Below are 17,190 nucleotides of genomic sequence, written 5' to 3' on the forward strand. Positions count from 1 at the left end.
CCAACGAAACGGGCCGCTCGCAGCTCTCCGCTGTGAGCGGCCCGTTTGCCGAGGCGTGGCGGGTGAGGTGTCAGTCCGCGAGGAGACCGGCTTCCTGGGCGGCGCCGTACACCTGCTCGGCCGCGTCGATCAGTTCCTTCAGGTCGCTGAACCCGTACGGCAAGGTCAGGTACACGTGCTCGACGCCGCCTGCGGCGAGTTCGGCCAGGTCCTCCATCAGCTGCGCCGGGCTTCCCGCGTACGGCGCCCGCTCCGCCGACGACACCTCGGCCAGGCTGGTGTAGCCGACCTGGGTGATGCACGGCAGTTCGGCGCCCGCCGAGTCGCGGAGCCGGGACAACATCTCGGTGGTCTGGGCCGGCGACAGTCCGGTCGGCAGCCATCCGAGCCCACGCTTCGCGATCCGTCGGAGTGCCGGTTCGCTGATCCCACCGAGGAAGATCGGCAGCTCGCCGGTCGGTTTGGGGTTGATGTAGGCGGGAGGGAGACGGAACGTCGTCCCTTCGACGGAGACGGGGTCCGCGGCCCAGACGGTCGCGGCGACGTCGAGGAATTCGTCCAGGGCCGCGCCGCGCTCGGTGATCGGCCGGGGCGCGACGGCGTCGAACTCGTCGATCGACCATCCCGAGCCGAGCCCGGCGATCAGCCGGCCACCGGACGCGACGTCGAGCGAAGCAATGGACTTGGCCAGTTGGACCGGGTTGTGCAGTGGAGCGACCAGCACCCCGGTGCCCAACGCGACCCGCGTGGTGACCGCAGCCGCCTGCGCCAGCGTGACGAACGGGTCCGTGGTCCGCTGGTAGAGATCGGGCCACGGCAGGTCAGGGAAGCCGTACAAGCCGTGGGCGCCACTCTGGTCGGTCGGCGTGAGCACCCGTTCGAACACCCAGAGGGAGGCGTACCCGATGCGCTCCGCCTCGCGCGCGAAGGCGGGAACATCCTTCGCCAAGTCGTATGGGATGGCTTGGGGAAGGCTGAGGCCGAGCTTGAGCGGCACGAAGAACTCCTTCGGTGAGACGGCGAGGGGCTTACCTGTGGGCGCCACCGCCGGTTCGCCCAGCCTGACCGGGGACTCGTGGGCCCTCGGGCCGACGGCTGGGCGAGCCGCGTGGCGCCTACTACGTCTACATCGGAGGGAAATCGGGCGCGAACCCGGGCCGTGACGTCGTGATGCCGACGCCTACGGCGGCCGTCGCCACGTCGCGTGGGACTCCGCCGTCACGGTGCGGGGCGCCTCGGCGCACTCGGTGGAACCGGCCGCGGCGAGTCGCCGTCGACCGCGCCGTGGTGCTCAGTTTCCCCAGAAGATGTAGTTGGCGTTGTAGGGGACGCTGATCTTCTGACCGTCGGTGCACGCGGTGGTGGGGGCCACGCCGCCGAAGGTGTTCATCCGCTGGATGTGGGTGACGGTGCTGAAGAGGCCCTGACCGGAGTGTGTCTTGACCTCCAGGAGCAGCTCCGGGATGGATCCGGGCACCGGGGAACTCGCCACCGGCGCGGCGTTGATCAGCGAGCCGTCCGACTCGGACTGCCAGCTCGGACCGGCGAAGTGATGAACCTTGCGGTTGGCGCCGTCGAAGAGCCGTGCCTCCGGAACCGACGAGCCGCTGAACTTGCCCGCCGTGCAGGTGTAGGTCTGCGTCCCGCTGCCGACCACGAACTGCCCGAGGATCTTGAGGCCGTTCGGTGGCTGCAGGGAGGGAGGTTCGGCCGCGGAGGCTGGGGACGCGCTCGTGGATACACCGGCTGTGACGATCGCCGCGGCGGCAGCGGCGATCGCAATCTTCCTACTGAGCGTACGCATATTTCGTACTACGCATCGAAGTCGGCGCTGGTTCAGCTCGAAAGAGCGGAAACCGACGGTCTCCGCCGCACCCGCCGGCGTCAGCGCCATCGGCCCGATCGGCTCCTCCGGGCAGCCGCCGGTGCGGCCACTGGCCGGAGGAGCCCGCGCCTCCGAGCGGCCCAGCGTGGCGCCAGCGGACCGACGCCGCGAGGGGAGTGTGTTCGATGAGGTGGCTCGCACAGCAGCACAAGGCGATCTTGGTGATCAGATTGTTCATGGTGGCCGTATTCGTGATGTGCGGCTCGGTCAAGCTGGCCGGTGGCCAGTTCTACGGCTAGTCCTCGGTCTACGGACGTGTGACTGGCCTGTTCGAGTTGCTCCCGGCCATCATGCTGCTTTTCGGCCGAACATCGTTGGTTGGTGCCGGGGCATTGTTCGCGGTAGGTCCGAACATCACGGCGATGGATTTCGCCTTTGGTTTCCCGGCGGTGAAATACTTCACGCTGTTCTACACGGTGCTGACCGTGGTACTGGTGTTGCTGGAAAAGGAAAAACTATCGGTGTTGTCGGGTCCCCCCGGACGAAGTGAACCGGAAGCCGACGACGTCACCGCCCACTGTCGACCCAGACCTGGTTCACCCGGACGTACAGCACCTCGAACCCGGCCCTGATCATGTTGTTCAGCGACGGGTTCGTGCCCTCGACCGGCGGGACGTACGTCTCCGCGACCAGCACCTCGCAACCGGCCGTCTCGGCCGCGGCGGCCCGGGCTGCGACCAGCGCGGACTGTGCGCGCCGGTGTTCGCGCCGTTCCGGACGGCTCCGCCCCGCCGCACCTCGTAGCCCACACCACCTCGACCAGCACACGAACCCCCCGCAAGTCAAGAGACCGCAGGGAGTCCGATGTGCTGGTCGTCGTGTCAGATTCTCGTAACGCTCCGCAGATCAGGCGTCGAATATCAGAACGTCGATATCGTCGCCGCAGTAGAGGTTTATCGGCGACATTCCGGTGTACGCCTGAGCTCCCGTTGCCGGGTCGAAGGCTTCAATCGCCACCGTGCCCGTGCCGTTCGGACTGAAGTGAATGTAACCCTCGCGGTTCGGGCCGCCGGGGGCTTGGAGTCGACCGGTGGTGAAGATGACGCGCCCATTGACTACCGCATTCCAATCCGGATAGTCGCTTGGGGCACCTACCAGGAGCCGTACCACGATGTCGTACCTGGTACGTCCCCGGCCGACGTTGTAATCGAATTTGATGTACGCCTGGCCGATCCGACACCGGGCGCCATGATTGGGATTCCGGCGGGAATGCACCTGCACGTCGAAGCCCGCAGCGGCCGCCTGGGTGTGCACCGCCTCGGCGCGGGCCGGCCGGACCACGGACGCACCTGCTGGCGCCTGCACAACAAGAGACGTCAACAAGCCAGCGATGAGGAAACCGAATCGAAGTCTCGGACGATCCGGCAATGAATTTATGCGCATAACGGGACTTTAGCCCTGAAAGGGGAGTTATGTGGTTCGTCGCGACTCTGCAAATCATGAGGCCTTTTTGCTTTCACGCACAAACGGCGTCAGGCAGTTGCCGTGGTGGTGGGTCGGCGTCACCTACGCGGTCGGACGAGCGTCACGGTTGTTCGGTGACGTCACAGCAGGGTGCGCGGCGCTCTGGAACGTCTGGCCGGACGTGATGCCCAGGTGACCTCCCGCGCTCCGAAGTGAGCGGGGCGACCCGGTTTTGGTCCCGGCGATTCCGATCGCACGAACCGGCGCTACCGGCTCAACCGCGGTGGTGTCGCCGGATGCTCGGTGTGTCGCTGGGCGCGGATGGTTCGGCGGGGAACGGCCGCGGCGGGCGGCGAGGTCTTCGATCCAGCCGAGGAGCACGAGCAGAGCGCGACGAAGGCCCAGATGCCCTGCAGTCGTGCGACACCCAGTTCCGCCAGTTCGGTGGCCGGACGCGCTTCTCCGGGCCGATCGTCACGGTCGAGTGCTTTGAGGACAACGCGCTGCTCAAGTCGGTGCTGTCGGAGCCGGGTCAGGGCCGGGTGCTCGTCGTCGACGGGGGTGGGTCGGTGCTCGGTCTCAGCTACCAGCCGGGGGAGCGAAGAACCTCGCCCACACATGCTTGACCGATCCGGCGCCGTCGTCGTCGATGTACCAGCCCAGCTCCGAGGCCAGATCGCGAGCGAGCTTCAGTCCCAGGCCCCCGGCGCCGGGCGGGCGGCCCTCGGCGTACTCGGGAACCCGGTGGGGATCGTGGTCGACGACGTCCAGCACGTACGAGTCGTTCGTGCTGAACAACGTCACGACGGTCGGCGGCCGGCCGTGCCTCAACGCGTTCGTGGCCAGCTCGGAGGCGACCAGCACCATTCGCTCCGCGACGCCGTCCAGACCGACGTCGGACGGCAGTGGCCGCCCGGTGACGGCGTGGAACACACCGCGCCGCAGCTCCTGGAGCTCGGCGTCACTGCTCAGCACCCAGCGCCGCAGCTGGACACGACGGGCCGGCAACGACGCGGTTGGCAGTGGGGGCATGACACAGCTATGCCCTGCCCGTCGGCACCTCTCACCATTTTCCCGGGCCGGTTTCGTGCGTCATCTACCGGCGGGAGTGGGTACTGCCATTTCACTGTTGCCCCCTACGGATGCCCGGGACGCGATGACCAATCACCACCTCGACGTGCCCACGCCGCCCGAGGGCATCCGTCTGCCGCCGGGACACACCTACGACCAGATCCACGGCGCGAACGGAGATCTCCTGCTCGCGGCCTACACCCGCGTGGATCCCGGGGCGCACCGGGCCACTCTGCAGGTGCTGGGCGAGATCGACGCGGTGAGCGTCGGGTGGTTCCGCGACCGGCTGGCGGCCGCGATCACCGAGGCTGCCGCGGTCGGGCACCGTCCGACGATCTACCTCGATCTGCACTCGGTGAGCTTCTTCAGCGCCGCCGCCGCGGGTCTCCTGGCCGGCCTCACCGCAGCGGGCAGCGAACTGGTCGTCCACCGTCCCTCTCGCATCGTGTCCCGCGTCCTGGCGCTCACCGCCACCCTCCCGCTGCTGCGCGTCGACCCCACCGAACCACCGCTGTGACCCGGCGGGGCCGGGCCGAGCACTGGCCGGTTTCGGTCACAGCGCGGTGGTGCTCCGCCCACCCGTGGTGCTCGTGGAGACCCGCGATGCGGTGTGCCGCCTCCAGGAACTGGTCGAGGGTGTCGTAGCGGAAGAGAAATCCACCAAGGCTTCGGTCGACGCCGTCCTCGGCGAGCTCGGTCAGCCGGTCCGCGACGTGCTCCACGGTCTCACCGGGCTCGGCGTTGACCCGGACCACCTGACGCGGCCGGGCCGGATCGCGGCCCGCCTCCTCCACCGTCCGGCGTACCGGGCGGAACCCCGGCGAGCGTGTGGTAGCCGGCCACGCGCCGAGCGGTGGCGGTGTCAGCGGTCGGCGTGGCGAGGGGTGTCAGCTGTGCCGCTGGAGCAGCGATACGGCGGCGGCGGTGAACAGGCTGGGCTGCTCGACGTGGGCGAAATGCCCGCTCTCGGGCAGGAGGTGCAGGTGTGCGCCCGGGATGCCCTCCACCAGGAGGGAACCCCACCGGGGACCGCACAGGAAGTCCTGCTCACCGACGATCACCACCGTGGGTACCGCGATGTCGCCCAGCCGGTCGCTCACGTCGAACGGCACCGGATCGGACGCGCCCGCGGCCTCCGCCGCCATCAGGACGGTGGCCCGGAAGGCGGCGTACTCGCTCTTCCGGGAGTAGAAATCCGCGAAGTAGACGGGGAGCGCGGCCGCGAACGCCCGGTTCAGGCTGTCCTCGTCGGTGGCGGTCAGCGCCTGCTGGAACGCGGCCGGTACGCCTGCGGCCTCGGGAACGTCCGGATGCCGCTGGGGGTGGGCGGCCAGCGCGCTCATCCCCTCGGCCCAGAACTCCGGCCCGGCCTGCGGCGACGTGGAGTACAGCACCAACCCGGCCAGCCGCTGGGGGGACGCCAGCGCGTAGCTCTGGGCGACGAAGCCACCGTGCGAATGACCGAGCAGGTGCACCGGCTGGTCCAGATGCTCGATCAGGGCGGCCAGGAAATGACGGTAGACGTCCACGCCGTAGCGCGGGGGGCGACCGGAGCGTCCGGTACCGACCGGCTCGGGATACACGACGGTGAAGTGTTCCTCGAGGTCGGGCGAGCGCAGGTAGGCCCAGTGCAGACCCGGCCCGCCCGGGTGGGCCACGCACACGGGGCCGCGGCCGGCGACGTGATAGACCTGCCGCACTCCGTCGGTGCTGATCTCGTGCGTGCCCGGTGCGAGGGGACCCGTGCCGGAACCGGTGTCGGTGGCTGCCATGTCGTCATTCGATCGCGGCGGCCGGTCCCGCACCATGTCCCGGTGGATCGAGCGGCATACGAGTCCTTCCACCCGCGTCGCTAGGATCGGCTCGATGGACCTGATCAACGAGGTGGTGGCCCGCGCCAGGGCCGGTCGGGCCGTCGCCCGCCGCAGCCGCTACGCCGGCGACTGGGCCACCCGCTTCCCCGCGGTGAACGGCTCCGGCCTGCACGTGGTCCAGCGCGGCTCGCTCTGGCTGATCCCCGAGAACGGTGACCCCGTGTCCCTGCGCGCCGGCGACGCCGTGTTCGTGCCGCACGGCCCCCCGCACGGCTTCAGCCATGCTCCGGCCCCGTTCTCGTCGCTGTCGGAGACCGGGGCGTGGATGCCGGGCGGGGACGCGTTCGACGTCGAATTCGTCTCCTGCTGTTACCACCTGGACCGTGGACAGGTCCACGAGTCGCTGACCGGCCTGCCCGACGTGATCACGCTGACGATCGACGGGCACCAGCACCCCCAACTGCCGGTCCTGGCCGAACTGCTGGGCGACCACGCCGACGGGGCCGGTTCCGGCAACGACATCGGTCTGGCGGCGGTCGTCGACCTGATGCTGGTGCACCTGCTCCGCGCCTGGCGCGGGCTGCAGGACGAGCAGGTCCGACGCCGGACGCCCGACCCGCAGATCGCGCACGTCCTGAAGGCCGTCCAGGACGAGCCGTACCGGGCGTGGAGCGTGCGGGAGCTGAGCGACCGGACCCGGCTGTCGCGGGCCGCCTTCACCCGCCGGTTCACCGCCGCGCTGAACGAAACTCCGAGCGCCTACCTGACCCGGCGGCGGCTGGAACAGGGTGCGCACCTGTTACGGCACACCGAACTGCCGCTGGCCTCGGTGGCGGAGCACCTCGGCTACGCCACCGAGTTCAGCTTCTCCACCGCTTTCCGTCGCCACTACGACATCGCCCCCGGACGTTTCCGTTCCCAGCACCGCGTCGATCAATGAGCGGTGTGCTCCTCGACGACCGCGACCATGCGGTTCAGCGCGGCCTGCATGTAGCGCTGCCACAGCGGTTTGAACGGCCCGGCGAGGACCAGACGACGTCCCGGGCGGGGCTTGAACTCGTACGTCCAGCGGATCGTCGTGCCGCCGCCGTCGGGGAGGAACGAGAACTCACCGCGTACCCCCAGCGCGAGGGTGGCCAGTGTGTTCGTGAAGCCGGTCAGCTCGTAGGCGAACCCGTGACCGTCCACGTACTCGGTGAGCGACTCGGTGACCTGCGATCCGTCGGTGAACCGCGGCCGCCGCGAGACCCCGGCGTGGTCCCACGTGTCGGTCTGTCCCTCGACGCCGGCGACGCCGGGGAACAGCCGGTCGGCGAGGAAGACCCGGCTCAGGTCGATCGGGGCGACGATCCGGAAGGCCACGTCGGGAGCCGCGGACGTGCGGGCGAAGACGGTGATCGGAACGGTCTTGTCGGTGCGTGCGATGAGCATGTGGTCAGCTTCCGGCCGGCGCCGCGCGGCAGCCAGACACCTGTCAGTACACAGGCTGGGAGCATGCGTCGATGAACTTCGGAGCGTTGGTACGACAGTGGCGCGATCGGCTGGACCCGGCTGACGCCGGTTTCACCCGGACGGCCAAGAGCCGCGCTCCCGGTCTGCGGCGCGAGGAGTTGGCCCACCTCGCCGGGCTCTCGGTCGAGTACGTCCTCCGCCTCGAGCAGGGTCGCGCTACCCACCCGTCGACGCAGGTGGTGGCCGCGGTCAGCCGCGCTCTGCAGCTGCGGCGCCCGGAACGCGACCAGCTCTACCGCGCCGCCGGGCTGTTGCCGCCGCAGGACAGCATGGTCGACGACCACGTGCCGCCCGGCGTCGCCCGGCTGGTCGCGCGGCTCGGCGACGTACCGATCGGGATCTTCGCCGCCGACTGGCGACTGCTGTCGTGGAACGACCTGTGGATCGCCCTGCACGGCGACCCGGCCCTCGTGCCGGAGCGGGAGCGCACGATCGCCCACATGCTGTTCGGCACCGGAGCGGCGGCGGCCTATCTGCGGCCCCTGCGCTCGGAGTCCGGCCCGGACGCGTTCGCAGCCGCGATCGTCGCCGACCTCAAGGAAGCCACGGTCCGCTACCCCGCGGATCCGGGTCTGGCGGCCCTGGTGACCGGTTTCCGGCAGACGTCGCCGAACTTCGACCAGCTCTGGACGACGGCGGGCGCGTCGATGATCACCAGCGAGGAGAAGACGATCAGCCACCCGGAGATCGGCGACGTGACGCTGGACTGCGACGTACTCACCGTCCGCGGAGTCGACCTGCGCATCGTCACCTACACGGCGGCGGCGGGCTCGGCCGACGCGGGCAAGCTGGATCTGTTGCGGGTGACCTCGGGCCAGTCGTTCCGCTCAGCGGGCCGAGAGGCCGAAAGTCGCCGGTGACGACACGGTGCCGGCCCTACGACCGGTTCCCGGGCTTGTCGCGGCCGCCTGGGCTCCGGAACCTTCGAGCAGTCACGTGCCGCCGGCAGCGACGGTGCTCGGGTGACTGAACAGCAGGCGCCCACCCGGCCAGGGCGCGGAGTTGACCGCTCCGCGGCTGCCTGGGCCTGGCCGGTCATGGTGTCGCCCGTGGCCGCTGCCGATGGCGTTCATGGTGGGCCTTCCAGGTTTTCCAGCACCCGGGCGAGCAACGCCTTGAGGGTTTCCACCTCCTCCTTGCCGAGCCCTTCGACGGCCTGACGTTCAAGGTCCATCAGCCGTTTGCTCCCCTCGTCGATCCGACGATCGTCGGGGTCGGCGAGCACGATCGTGCGGCTGCGCGCGTCCGTCGGGTGCGGCCGGGATTCGATCAACCCGTCGCGGTCCATGCGCGCCAGCAGCTGAGCCATGGACGGTTGCTCGATGCCGGTCGCGTCGGCGAGCGCCTTCTGCGTCAGCCCGGTCCGCATCTTCAGCAGCGCGAACACCGGGATCTGGGCGTACCGCAGGCCCAGGGGCTTGAGTGCGGCATCGCCGTGCCGGGCCAGCGCCCGGGCGACCCTGTTTATCGACTGGGACAGGCTCGGTGACGCTTCGGCGGTCCGTGAGGTCATGCCTCCGACTTTACATCGGATCCTATGTTTATTAGGTTGCATTGGATCCTATGGAGTTCGACGCCACTCGAAAGGTCACTGACATGTCCAGCACTGCCCAGGTGGTCATCGCCGGCGCCGGTCCGGTCGGCCTGATGCTCGCCGCCGAACTGCGCTCGGCGGCATCGAGGTGCTCGTCGTCGAGCGTCGGCCGGCCGGCACGGTCGGTGAGTCACGCGCTCCCGGCATCAACGCGCGCAGCCTGGAGATCCTCGCCCAACGGGGCCTGGCCGACACGTTCCGCGCGGCGGGCAAGCCGATGCCCGGGGTTCTGTTCTCCGGCATCCTGCTGGATCCGCGCAGCATCGATCCGGCCTGGCCGGACGCGTTGATCCTGCCGCAACACCAGAGCGAGCGGATCCTCGCCGAGCGCGCCGCCGAACTCGGCGCGCGGTTCCAGTGGTCCACCGAGGTGACCGGCATCGACCAGGACCAGGACGGCGTCGACGTGCAGTTGCTCTCGGTGAACGGGCCCGAGCGGGTGCGCGCGGCCTACCTGGTGGGCTGTGACGGCGGGCGCAGCACCGTGCGCACGAGCAGCGGCATCGAGTTTCCCGGCCTGCCCGGCGAGACCTGGTGGGTGGTCGGTGACCTGGACCTCGCCGCCCCGCCGGACCAGGGATTCGGCTACAACGACCGGGTCGGCTTCTACCAGATCTCGCGCACCGAACCGGACTGGATCCGGCTGTCGGTGATGCGCCAGAACCCACCACGGGACCCCGACCAACCGACCACTCTCGACGAGATCCGCGAGGCCATGATCCACGCCTTCGGCACCGACTACGGCCTGCGTGGGGCGCGCTGGATGTCGCGCTGGTCCGACGGCTACCGCCACGCCGCCACCTACCGTGCCCAGCGGGTCTTCCTCGCCGGCGACGCCGCCCACATCCACACCCCGGTCGGCGGCCAAGGACTGAACCTCGGCATCCAGGACGCGGTGAACCTGGGCTGGAAGCTCGCCGCCGTCCTGCGCGGCGACGCACCCGACAGCCTGCTCGACACCTACCACGCCGAGCGGTACCCGGTCGGCGCCAACGCACTGAAATGGTCGATGGCGCAGACCGAGGTCCTCAAGCCCGGCCGCCGCCGCGAAGCCGTGCGGGAAATCTTCAGTGACCTGCTCGCGGCTCCGCAGGCCACCCTGCAGCTCGCCGGTGGGCTCAGCGGCCTCGCTCTGCGGTACCCGCTCGGCGACTACCACCCGCTGCTCGGACGACGCATGCCCAACCTGGCCCTCACCGGCGGCACCGACGTTTTCACTCTGTTGCACGACGCCCGCCCCGTCCTGATCGACCTGGGCGCCGAAGGCATCACCGACACCCTCGCCCCGTGGGCCGACCGGATCACGCACGTGACCGCCGAATACCGCCCCGACGAGCGCGAGGGCCTCTGGCACGTCCCGGTCTTCGGCGACATCCCGCCCTTCGCGGCCGCTCTCATCCGCCCCGACGGCTACGTCGCCTGGGTCCAACCGGCCGCGACCCCTTTCGAACCCACGACCCTGACCGACGCCCTGACCCGGTGGGTCGCCACCGTCGACCAGAGCCGTGACCCCCACCCGATCACGGAAGACACCGCCGACAGGACCGACACCGTCGACGGCACCTGAACCCACTGCACGGCCACGGTCGAGAACGACACCATGTCCGGCAAGGCCGAAGCGGCAGAAACCCCGCGCACCCCACCGAGGCCGGAGGACGTCGTGGACGATGAGGGTGCCGACGGTGACCAGGGCGGCCTGCGACACGCGCAGCACAGCACCGCGAACCCAAGCGGTCAACGCGCTAGAGACCGAGCTGGACCGGGTGGTCCGGCGTCCCCGCGGTGAGCAGTGCGGTCAGGGGAGCGGTGAGGTCGCGGGGCGAGAAGAGTTCCGGTCCCGTATGGCCGGCGATCTCCGAGAGCTGCCACCACCGGAAGGCGGTCAGGTTCCCTATGGTCGGCGGACACGACTTCCTGGTGCCAGACATGCGGCGGATCGGCGGTGATCACCAGACCGGTCTCCTCACGCAACTCGCGACGCAAAGCCGTCAGCCGGTCTTCGCCGGGTTCGATGCCGCCGCCTGGGGCTGCCCAGACGGCCGTCGCCTGCGCCGGAGCCGCCGGGTGAGGAAGGTCGAACCGGCAGAGCAGGATGCGGTCGCCCTCATCAAGGATGATCGCGCGGACGCCGCGTCGCAGTTGCGGCGTCATGGCGTTTCGGACTTGCCGGTGAGGCGGATGCCGATCGACACCGCCGCAGACCAACCCGCATTTCGTACCGTCGAGCGCGGCATGACCGGAGTTTCGCGGCCGGACCCGACGGCCGTGCCGGGACGCGTCGGCTCGGTCACACGGTGCGCCCGGCGATCCGGGGCCGCGGCCTCAGAGCACGCCGCATCGCCAGAGGATGAAGGGACTGCTCAGGAAGAAGATCGGACCGGCGTACCTGCGGAGCAGCCAGCGCAGGACCGACGCGTCGCCGAGTAGCAGCGTTCCGACGAGGAAGAGCAGCACGAGGAACGCGAAGATCGCGAGCCCGCAGCGGCGCAGACCGCGACGAGAATCAGACCTGCGACCAGCAGCAGCGCGGCCGCGCTCGACTGGCTGCGAACTCCGGAGAGCCGCACCACCACGACGGTGAGCACCAGAACGACCAGGTTGCCGAGGAAGGCGCCGAGGAGGTTCTGGCCCGGCACGAGAAGGCGACGCCGAGGCTCAGGCCGAACAGCAGCACGGCGGCGCCGGTGTTGCTCTCGACGCCGCCGAACCGAACCAGCAGGAAGACGCCGACGAGCGTGCCGACGTTTCCCACGCGAGCCTCGAGCGCGGCGTGGTGTATCTCCCCATGTGCTCACCGTAGGGAGCAAACGCCCGCGAGGGTCGAGCGCGTGCTTGACGATCCGTGGACGGATCGTGCTCCGCCCGCCGCCGGCTTGCACTGATCCTCAACCGGCTCACGCTTTTCTTCGGGCGGGGTCGTGACCGACCTCTGACTGATCCCGCCACGACCAGGAGCGCTCATGCTTGAGCACCATCGTCCTTCGCCGAGCCGCCGGGCTCGCAGATCGATCGTCGCCGTTGCCGTCGCCGCGCTGCTCGCGACGGCGTTCGCGTCGCCCGCGGCGGCCCAGAGCCCCGGCCCCAAGTCCAAGCCGACGATCGTGCTCGTGCACGGAGCCTGGGCCGACGGCGCGAGCTGGGCGCGGGTGACCGAGCGCCTGCAGGCGCAGGGTTATCCGGTGCTGGCGGTGCCGAACCCGCTGCGTGGTCTGAGCAGCGACGCCGCGTACCTCGGCGCGTTCCTGAAGGATCACACGAGCGGTCCGGTGGTGCTGGTCGGCCACTCGTACGGTGGCGCGGTGATCACGTCCGCGGCGGCGTCCGATCCGGACGTCGAAGCGCTCGTCTACGTGAACGCCTTCGTTCCCGATCGCGGGGAGTCGTTGCTCGGACTCCTGAGCAGCGAGGGCCCGGTCGACACGAGCATCTTCGAAGCCGTCGCCTACCCGGGTGGGTCGGGGGACGTCGACCTCTACGTCAAGGCGTCGGTCTTCCCGTCGGCGTTCGCGAACGACCTGAGCCCGGCGACGGCGAAGCAGCTGGCGGCGGCGCAGCGTCCGATCACCCGGAGCGCGCTGGGCGAGCAGGCCGGTGCGCCGGCGTGGAAGTCGCTACCCAGCTGGTATCTCCTGGGCACGGCCGATCACATCATCAGCCCGTCGCTGCAGGAGAAGATGGCTGAGCGGGCGAAGAGCAAGATCACCAAGGTCAACGCTTCCCACCTGTCGATGATCTCGCAGCCGCGCGCGGTGGAAGCCGTCATCACCGCGGCCGCGCGGTCGGTCCGCTGACGGCTTATCCGGGGTGCCGGTGCCGACCCGGCTGATGTCGTCGGCGGCTCGGGGCAGGGGAAACCCTGCCCCGAGCGGTGGTCAGGGGGGTGCGATCAGGCCGCCGGCGAAGAACAGGAAGTACAGGGTGCCGACGAACGCGGCCAGGATCGCCCCACCGACGGCGCGGCCGCCCAACCGTCCGTGCGTGCCCGCCCAGATCGCGAGGCCGGCCACCGCGAACGCACCCAGCACGACCTCCTGCAGCACGATGTGGGTGACCGACATCCCGGCCGCGTCGGCGAACCGGGCCAGCAGGACCATCTCGACGATCTGGACGGGCACGGTCACCAGCGCCAGATCACCCAGCGGGCGCGGGTCGTAGCCCTTGAGCTGCACGATCGTCGTAGCCAGGAACTGCAGACCGTACATGCCGGTGATCGCCGAGAACAGGAGTTGCAGGCGGACGGCCGGTCCTTCGGTGCCGAGCGGCGCCGCGACGATCAGGTGCGCCGACATGAACAGGAGCGTGACGGCGCCGAGGAGGCTGGCGGAGACCGCGACGCTCTTCACGTCGGCGGTTCCCCGGAGGTTGGCCAGGCCGTTGCCCCACAGCGCGAACGCCAGGCCGACCATGCCCAGCGTGATGGGTGCGAGCCCCATCAGATGAAGATGTCGAGGGGGAGGACGGCGGTGACGACGAAGTTCGGTACGTCGACCATCTCGGAGATCTTCAGGTCCACCGCGACCGAGCAGATCGTGTAGGCCTGCTGCTCGTCGTAGCCCCACTCGTCGACCAGGTAGGCGATCATCTGGTGCAGCGCGTTGGCCGCCGCCAGGCTGGTGTCCTCGGATTCGTTGGTGCCGTCGGCCCGGATGGGGAGTCCGGTGGTGGCGTAGAAGCGCGTCGGCGTCGACCAGGCCGGTTCCGTGGTGCCGTGACCGGTGGCGAGGGCATCACGGAAGAACTGCAGGCCCTGCACCCCGCGCCGCCTCGCTTCACCCTTGCGCAGACGCAGCTCCGCGGTGAAGGTCGCGGCCACCTCGATCGCGGTTCCGCAGACCTCGCCGTCCCCCTGCGCGAAGTGGGCGTCGGCGACGGAGAACAGCGCGCCCTCGGTGGCGACCGGGATCAGCATCGTGGTCCCCGCCGTGAGCTGCTTGACGTCGATGTTGCCGGCGATCTCCCGCGGCGGAATCGTGCGCAGCGCCTCGTCGGCGATCGCCGGATCAGCGGGTACGGCGCCGCGCGGCTCCGGACCCTTGACCGCGCCGCCGCGAGCCAGCAGCTCGGCCTCCCGGCGGAGGTAGGTCTCGCGCAGCGACGTCGACGGAGCCACTCCGATCGATCCCATGAACGGTGCTCCGGGGATCCGCACGCCGGGGATCTGTTCACTGGTGGCCCAGTTGTCGGCGATATCCCACTTGGTGATGTGCGGAGCCTGGTACGTCTCGCGCAGGAACCCGAATCCGGGCACCTGGACGGTGTAACCCCAGCGATCACATCGCGTCGGCCCGATGCGGACCTCGAGCAGATCACCCGGTTCGGCGTCCCGCACGTACACCGGGCCGGTGTGCGGGTGGACGAGGTCGGTGGTCGCCCGGCCGACGTCGTCGTTGGTCGTGTCCTTGTCGAACTGGGAGTCCCAGGCGTCGCGGACGTCGAGGACCACGGTGTCTCCGGGGTCGACGGTGAGGATCGGCGGGATGTCCTCGTGCCAGCGGTTGTGCCCGGTGAGGGGCTCCTCGGCCAAGGTCTTCGTTTTGTCGATTTTCACGTAGTGCGTGGTGCCTGCCATGGGATCCAGACAAGCGGGCGGCGAATCGCGGCGACAGGCATTCCGCGCTGATCTGCCCGGCGATTCGCGCACCGCGGAGAGCGGGTTACACGGCGGACACCCGCACCCAACGCGACGGCAATGAGCTGCGACGACGCTCAGTCGAACAGCCGGATGCGGAGGATACGACATGGCGCTCGGTGAACTGTCGCAGCAGGTGCTGGAGCGGCTGCCGCGACCGGTGTGGGTCGTCGACGGCGGCGGCGAGATCGCCTTCGCCAACCTGGCTGCCGCGGCGGAGCTCGGCTGGTCCGACCCGCACGCGCTCAACGGGCTGCCCAGCCACGAAACGGCCCACCACCGGCACCCCGACGGCTCGGACTACGCGCGCGGCGACTGCCGGGTCCTGCGGCGCGGGACGGCGTTCCCGTACACCCCGGCGTCCGACGAATGGTTCATTCGCCGCGACGGCACGATGTTTCCGATCGCGTGGGCGTGCACCCCGATCGAGCTGCCCGGCGGCCCGGGAATGATCGTGTCCTTCGACGACGTCAGCGAACAGCGGGAGCAGACCCGCAGACACCGCGGCGCGCTCTGGGAGGCCGTCCGGGCCGAGCTACCCCACACACGGACGACGCCCGACCGCGACGCGTTGCTCGGGCGCATCCGGCGCTTCGTGGCCGAGAACGCCACCGATCCCGACCTGGACCCGGCCGCGTTGGCCCGGGCCCATCACATCTCGCTGCGACTGCTGCAGGCGTTGTTCGCCGACTCCGGCTCCTCACCGGCCCGCTTCATCCGCGACCAGCGGCTCCTGGAAGCACGCCGGCTCCTCGACGAGGGGGAGTCGATCTCCCGGGCCGGTTCCCTGAGCGGCTTCCCCGATCCCGGAACGTTCACGCGCGCCTTCCGGCGGCGGTTCGGCTGCACGCCGTCGGCCTTTCTCAACGGTTACCGGACGCTGCCCTGAGGCGGTGGCTTCGTGATGCTCCACAGCAGAGCCGCGGCGTACGAGCGGTTCGGCGACCAGGGAAGTCCCAGCGCGATCGTCTCCTTCACCGTCGGCTCGGCGGGTAACTCCATCAGCTGTTGCACGCCGCGACGGATCCAGAGGTCCGGAGCGGGAAGGATGTCGGGCCGGTGCAGCTGATGGAGGACGAACAGCTGGGCGGACCAGACCCCGATACCGGGCTGCGCTACGAGCTGAGTGATCGCTTCGCCGTCGGAGAGATGGTCGAGATGCTCCAGGTCGATCCGTCCCTCGACCTGTGCGTGCGCGAGCGCGTTGAGGTACCGGGCCTTCGCCCCGGAGAGCCCGGCCGCCCGGAGCTCGACGATCTCCAGCTCCGCGAGTCGCGCGGCGGTCACCTCACCTCCGGCGCGCTGCGCGAGGCGGCCGAAGATCGTCTTCGCGGCGCGCACCGAAATCTGCTGCCCGACGATGTGGAACGCCATCGCGGCGAACTTGCTGCGGTCCGGCTCGTCGCTGTCTTGCCAGCGGAACGGGTCGACCTCGCCGTACAGGTCGACGAGACGCGCGAACCGCGGCTCGGCGGCCACGAGCTCGCGGTAGTGACGGTTGCTTCGCAGGTCCATGGTCTCGATCCTCGGCGTGCTCCGGCCCTGGTCGACGCGGAATCTACGGGGGCGCAGTGCACGGCCACTGGAGTTGCCCGCCCGGTGACTCGAAGTGATCTCCGGCGCGCCGGCCGAGGCTCCAGCGCCGGCCGGCCGGCCTAGGCCGTGAACCGGACGGGGGCGCCGGGCGCGGGCACCGCCACGTCGTGGACCGACGGATGGATGCCCACGTACTCGCAGGCCACCCGCAGCAGGTCCGGCATGCCGTCGGCGTCCGGATCGTCCTCGTCCTCGAACGGCTGGAAGGCGTCCGCCACCAGCGCGAGGAGCACCTCGCGCAAGGCGGGGTCGTCGGTTCGCACCACCTCGGGCTCGTCGGCGTCGACCTCGGCGACCGCCGCGCCGTCCCGAGTGATCACGAGCCGCTCGGCGCCGCTGCTCGGGCTGAGATACGCGGTCACCGCGACCGTGCCCATCGACAGCGGCCCACCCCAGCGGTAGAGGCCCATCCCGCCGTTCTCCTCGACCAGGACGGCGTGCCCGCCGACGTCGAACGCCGCGACCGGCACGTAGTCGCCCCCGAGCAGCCGGGCTTCCCGCCGGAGGGCGTCGTAGACGCGGGGCAGCACACCCGGCACGCCCGCTCGCCGCAGGGCCTCGGTGGACGAGATCGCGAGCGCGATCGTGATGCAGTAGCCCGGGCCGAGGTCGAGGCCGGCCCGGCCGATCCAGTCCGGCGAGTATTCGTCGAGCACAGCAGTTCTCCGTTCGGTCCGGGGCGGCG

The 17,190-nt window shown here is 70.0% G+C and carries 21 protein-coding genes and 1 pseudogene; 7 read left to right on the forward strand and 15 right to left on the reverse strand.

Features of this window, described 5'->3' with window-relative positions; all coding sequences use genetic code 11:
* Positions 1 to 70: 70 nt before the first annotated feature.
* The 4 genes from CRYAR_RS16680 to CRYAR_RS16690 form a co-directional block, all read right to left on the reverse strand.
* The gene (locus tag CRYAR_RS16680) at positions 71 to 997 is read right to left on the reverse strand and encodes a TIGR03619 family F420-dependent LLM class oxidoreductase (protein WP_035851919.1); all 927 of its coding nucleotides are present in this window, start codon (positions 995 to 997) and stop codon (positions 71 to 73) included.
* 294 nt (positions 998 to 1,291) lie between these two features.
* Positions 1,292 to 1,894 (reverse strand): DUF3455 domain-containing protein, encoded by a 603-nt coding sequence (locus tag CRYAR_RS16685; RefSeq protein WP_211247494.1) that lies wholly within the window; start codon positions 1,892 to 1,894, stop codon positions 1,292 to 1,294.
* Positions 1,895 to 2,392: 498 nt separating this feature from the next.
* Positions 2,393 to 2,521 carry a hypothetical protein gene (locus CRYAR_RS50200; RefSeq protein WP_281174596.1) on the reverse strand — a complete coding sequence of 43 codons (129 nt, stop codon included), beginning with the start codon at positions 2,519 to 2,521 and terminating at the stop codon, positions 2,393 to 2,395.
* Positions 2,522 to 2,731: 210 nt separating this feature from the next.
* Entirely contained in the window at positions 2,732 to 3,166 is a 435-nt protein-coding gene (locus CRYAR_RS16690; protein WP_035851925.1) for a hypothetical protein, read from the reverse strand.
* Between the two features lie 533 nt (positions 3,167 to 3,699).
* Here CRYAR_RS16690 and CRYAR_RS49645 point away from each other — a divergent pair.
* Positions 3,700 to 3,861, forward strand: a pseudogene (locus CRYAR_RS49645) (RraA family protein); the annotation flags it as partial.
* Between the two features lie 7 nt (positions 3,862 to 3,868).
* Here CRYAR_RS49645 and CRYAR_RS16695 read toward each other — a convergent pair.
* Entirely contained in the window at positions 3,869 to 4,321 is a 453-nt protein-coding gene (locus tag CRYAR_RS16695) for an ATP-binding protein (RefSeq protein ID WP_035851928.1), read from the reverse strand.
* A 124-nt stretch (positions 4,322 to 4,445) separates the two neighbouring features.
* Here CRYAR_RS16695 and CRYAR_RS16700 point away from each other — a divergent pair, with 124 nt between their 5' ends.
* Positions 4,446 to 4,877 carry an STAS domain-containing protein gene (locus CRYAR_RS16700; RefSeq protein ID WP_035851929.1) on the forward strand — a complete coding sequence of 144 codons (432 nt, stop codon included), beginning with the start codon at positions 4,446 to 4,448 and terminating at the stop codon, positions 4,875 to 4,877.
* 370 nt (positions 4,878 to 5,247) lie between these two features.
* Here CRYAR_RS16700 and CRYAR_RS16705 read toward each other — a convergent pair whose 3' ends face one another.
* Positions 5,248 to 6,132: an alpha/beta fold hydrolase gene (locus CRYAR_RS16705; protein WP_051570393.1), complete on the reverse strand. Its 885-nt coding sequence runs from the start codon at positions 6,130 to 6,132 to the stop codon at positions 5,248 to 5,250.
* Between the two features lie 94 nt (positions 6,133 to 6,226).
* On the opposite strand from CRYAR_RS16705, the gene CRYAR_RS16710 reads away from it, so the two are divergent.
* On the forward strand, positions 6,227 to 7,114 hold the full coding sequence (locus tag CRYAR_RS16710; RefSeq protein ID WP_035851935.1) for an AraC family transcriptional regulator: 888 nt from the start codon (positions 6,227 to 6,229) through the stop codon (positions 7,112 to 7,114).
* Here CRYAR_RS16710 and CRYAR_RS16715 read toward each other — a convergent pair.
* Positions 7,108 to 7,605, reverse strand: a complete 498-nt coding sequence (locus tag CRYAR_RS16715; RefSeq protein ID WP_035851939.1) for an SRPBCC family protein — start codon at positions 7,603 to 7,605, stop codon at positions 7,108 to 7,110. The genes CRYAR_RS16710 and CRYAR_RS16715 overlap by 7 nt on opposite strands.
* Positions 7,606 to 7,676: 71 nt before the next feature.
* On the opposite strand from CRYAR_RS16715, the gene CRYAR_RS16720 reads away from it, so the two are divergent.
* Entirely contained in the window at positions 7,677 to 8,546 is an 870-nt protein-coding gene (locus CRYAR_RS16720) for a helix-turn-helix domain-containing protein (protein ID WP_035851943.1), read from the forward strand.
* A gap of 209 nt (positions 8,547 to 8,755) precedes the next feature.
* Here the strand turns inward: CRYAR_RS16720 and CRYAR_RS16725 are convergent, their stop codons facing one another.
* Complete coding sequence (locus CRYAR_RS16725; RefSeq protein ID WP_051570395.1) at positions 8,756 to 9,199, reverse strand: MarR family winged helix-turn-helix transcriptional regulator; 444 nt, start codon at positions 9,197 to 9,199, stop codon at positions 8,756 to 8,758.
* Positions 9,200 to 9,368: 169 nt separating this feature from the next.
* Here CRYAR_RS16725 and CRYAR_RS16730 point away from each other — a divergent pair, with 169 nt between their 5' ends.
* Positions 9,369 to 10,847, forward strand: a complete 1,479-nt coding sequence (locus CRYAR_RS16730) for an FAD-dependent monooxygenase (RefSeq protein ID WP_063725722.1) — start codon at positions 9,369 to 9,371, stop codon at positions 10,845 to 10,847.
* Positions 10,848 to 11,014: 167 nt separating this feature from the next.
* Here the strand turns inward: CRYAR_RS16730 and CRYAR_RS50755 are convergent, their stop codons facing one another.
* The 3 genes from CRYAR_RS50755 to CRYAR_RS16740 form a co-directional block, all read right to left on the reverse strand.
* The gene (locus tag CRYAR_RS50755) at positions 11,015 to 11,431 is read right to left on the reverse strand and encodes an NUDIX domain-containing protein (RefSeq protein WP_157017783.1); all 417 of its coding nucleotides are present in this window, start codon (positions 11,429 to 11,431) and stop codon (positions 11,015 to 11,017) included.
* A gap of 171 nt (positions 11,432 to 11,602) precedes the next feature.
* Positions 11,603 to 11,734 (reverse strand): hypothetical protein, encoded by a 132-nt coding sequence (locus CRYAR_RS50760; protein ID WP_342673832.1) that lies wholly within the window; start codon positions 11,732 to 11,734, stop codon positions 11,603 to 11,605.
* A 49-nt stretch (positions 11,735 to 11,783) separates the two neighbouring features.
* Positions 11,784 to 12,032, reverse strand: coding sequence for a hypothetical protein (locus CRYAR_RS16740; protein WP_035851945.1), 249 nt, complete (start codon positions 12,030 to 12,032; stop codon positions 11,784 to 11,786).
* A 208-nt stretch (positions 12,033 to 12,240) separates the two neighbouring features.
* Here CRYAR_RS16740 and CRYAR_RS16745 point away from each other — a divergent pair, with 208 nt between their 5' ends.
* Positions 12,241 to 13,071: an alpha/beta fold hydrolase gene (locus tag CRYAR_RS16745; protein ID WP_084700587.1), complete on the forward strand. Its 831-nt coding sequence runs from the start codon at positions 12,241 to 12,243 to the stop codon at positions 13,069 to 13,071.
* Between the two features lie 81 nt (positions 13,072 to 13,152).
* Here the strand turns inward: CRYAR_RS16745 and CRYAR_RS16750 are convergent, their stop codons facing one another.
* Positions 13,153 to 13,713 carry a hypothetical protein gene (locus CRYAR_RS16750; RefSeq protein ID WP_035851947.1) on the reverse strand — a complete coding sequence of 187 codons (561 nt, stop codon included), beginning with the start codon at positions 13,711 to 13,713 and terminating at the stop codon, positions 13,153 to 13,155.
* Entirely contained in the window at positions 13,713 to 14,828 is a 1,116-nt protein-coding gene (locus CRYAR_RS16755; protein ID WP_211247495.1) for an acetamidase/formamidase family protein, read from the reverse strand. The genes CRYAR_RS16750 and CRYAR_RS16755 overlap by 1 nt, the downstream gene beginning before the upstream one ends.
* Positions 14,829 to 15,018: 190 nt before the next feature.
* Here CRYAR_RS16755 and CRYAR_RS43195 point away from each other — a divergent pair, with 190 nt between their 5' ends.
* Positions 15,019 to 15,798, forward strand: a complete 780-nt coding sequence (locus tag CRYAR_RS43195) for a helix-turn-helix transcriptional regulator (protein WP_051570399.1) — start codon at positions 15,019 to 15,021, stop codon at positions 15,796 to 15,798.
* Here CRYAR_RS43195 and CRYAR_RS16765 read toward each other — a convergent pair.
* On the reverse strand, positions 15,780 to 16,424 hold the full coding sequence (locus CRYAR_RS16765; RefSeq protein ID WP_051570401.1) for a DNA-3-methyladenine glycosylase family protein: 645 nt from the start codon (positions 16,422 to 16,424) through the stop codon (positions 15,780 to 15,782). The genes CRYAR_RS43195 and CRYAR_RS16765 overlap by 19 nt on opposite strands.
* A gap of 140 nt (positions 16,425 to 16,564) precedes the next feature.
* Positions 16,565 to 17,161 carry a DUF6461 domain-containing protein gene (locus CRYAR_RS16770; protein ID WP_035851952.1) on the reverse strand — a complete coding sequence of 199 codons (597 nt, stop codon included), beginning with the start codon at positions 17,159 to 17,161 and terminating at the stop codon, positions 16,565 to 16,567.
* Between the last annotated feature and the right edge of the window lie 29 nt (positions 17,162 to 17,190).

The organism is Cryptosporangium arvum DSM 44712, assembly GCF_000585375.1.
In the GTDB taxonomy this organism is placed as follows: domain Bacteria; phylum Actinomycetota; class Actinomycetes; order Mycobacteriales; family Cryptosporangiaceae; genus Cryptosporangium; species Cryptosporangium arvum.

Bases quoted from the DNA above. Each gene is read 5' to 3' on its own strand.
- CRYAR_RS16715 (WP_035851939.1), bottom strand. From the start codon at position 7,605: ATGCTCATCGCACGCACCGACAAGACCGTTCCGATCACCGTCTTCGCC.
- CRYAR_RS16725 (WP_051570395.1), bottom strand. From the start codon at position 9,199: ATGACCTCACGGACCGCCGAAGCGTCACCGAGCCTGTCCCAGTCGATA.
- CRYAR_RS16750 (WP_035851947.1), bottom strand. From the start codon at position 13,713: ATGGGGCTCGCACCCATCACGCTGGGCATGGTCGGCCTGGCGTTCGCG.
- CRYAR_RS16720 (WP_035851943.1), top strand. From the start codon at position 7,677: ATGAACTTCGGAGCGTTGGTACGACAGTGGCGCGATCGGCTGGACCCG.
- CRYAR_RS16710 (WP_035851935.1), top strand. From the start codon at position 6,227: ATGGACCTGATCAACGAGGTGGTGGCCCGCGCCAGGGCCGGTCGGGCC.
- CRYAR_RS16765 (WP_051570401.1), bottom strand. From the start codon at position 16,424: ATGGACCTGCGAAGCAACCGTCACTACCGCGAGCTCGTGGCCGCCGAG.
- CRYAR_RS16685 (WP_211247494.1), bottom strand. From the start codon at position 1,894: ATGGCGCTGACGCCGGCGGGTGCGGCGGAGACCGTCGGTTTCCGCTCT.
- CRYAR_RS43195 (WP_051570399.1), top strand. From the start codon at position 15,019: ATGGCGCTCGGTGAACTGTCGCAGCAGGTGCTGGAGCGGCTGCCGCGA.
- CRYAR_RS50755 (WP_157017783.1), bottom strand. From the start codon at position 11,431: ATGACGCCGCAACTGCGACGCGGCGTCCGCGCGATCATCCTTGATGAG.
- CRYAR_RS16695 (WP_035851928.1), bottom strand. From the start codon at position 4,321: ATGCCCCCACTGCCAACCGCGTCGTTGCCGGCCCGTCGTGTCCAGCTG.
- CRYAR_RS16745 (WP_084700587.1), top strand. From the start codon at position 12,241: ATGCTTGAGCACCATCGTCCTTCGCCGAGCCGCCGGGCTCGCAGATCG.
- CRYAR_RS16700 (WP_035851929.1), top strand. From the start codon at position 4,446: ATGACCAATCACCACCTCGACGTGCCCACGCCGCCCGAGGGCATCCGT.
- CRYAR_RS16705 (WP_051570393.1), bottom strand. From the start codon at position 6,132: ATGGCAGCCACCGACACCGGTTCCGGCACGGGTCCCCTCGCACCGGGC.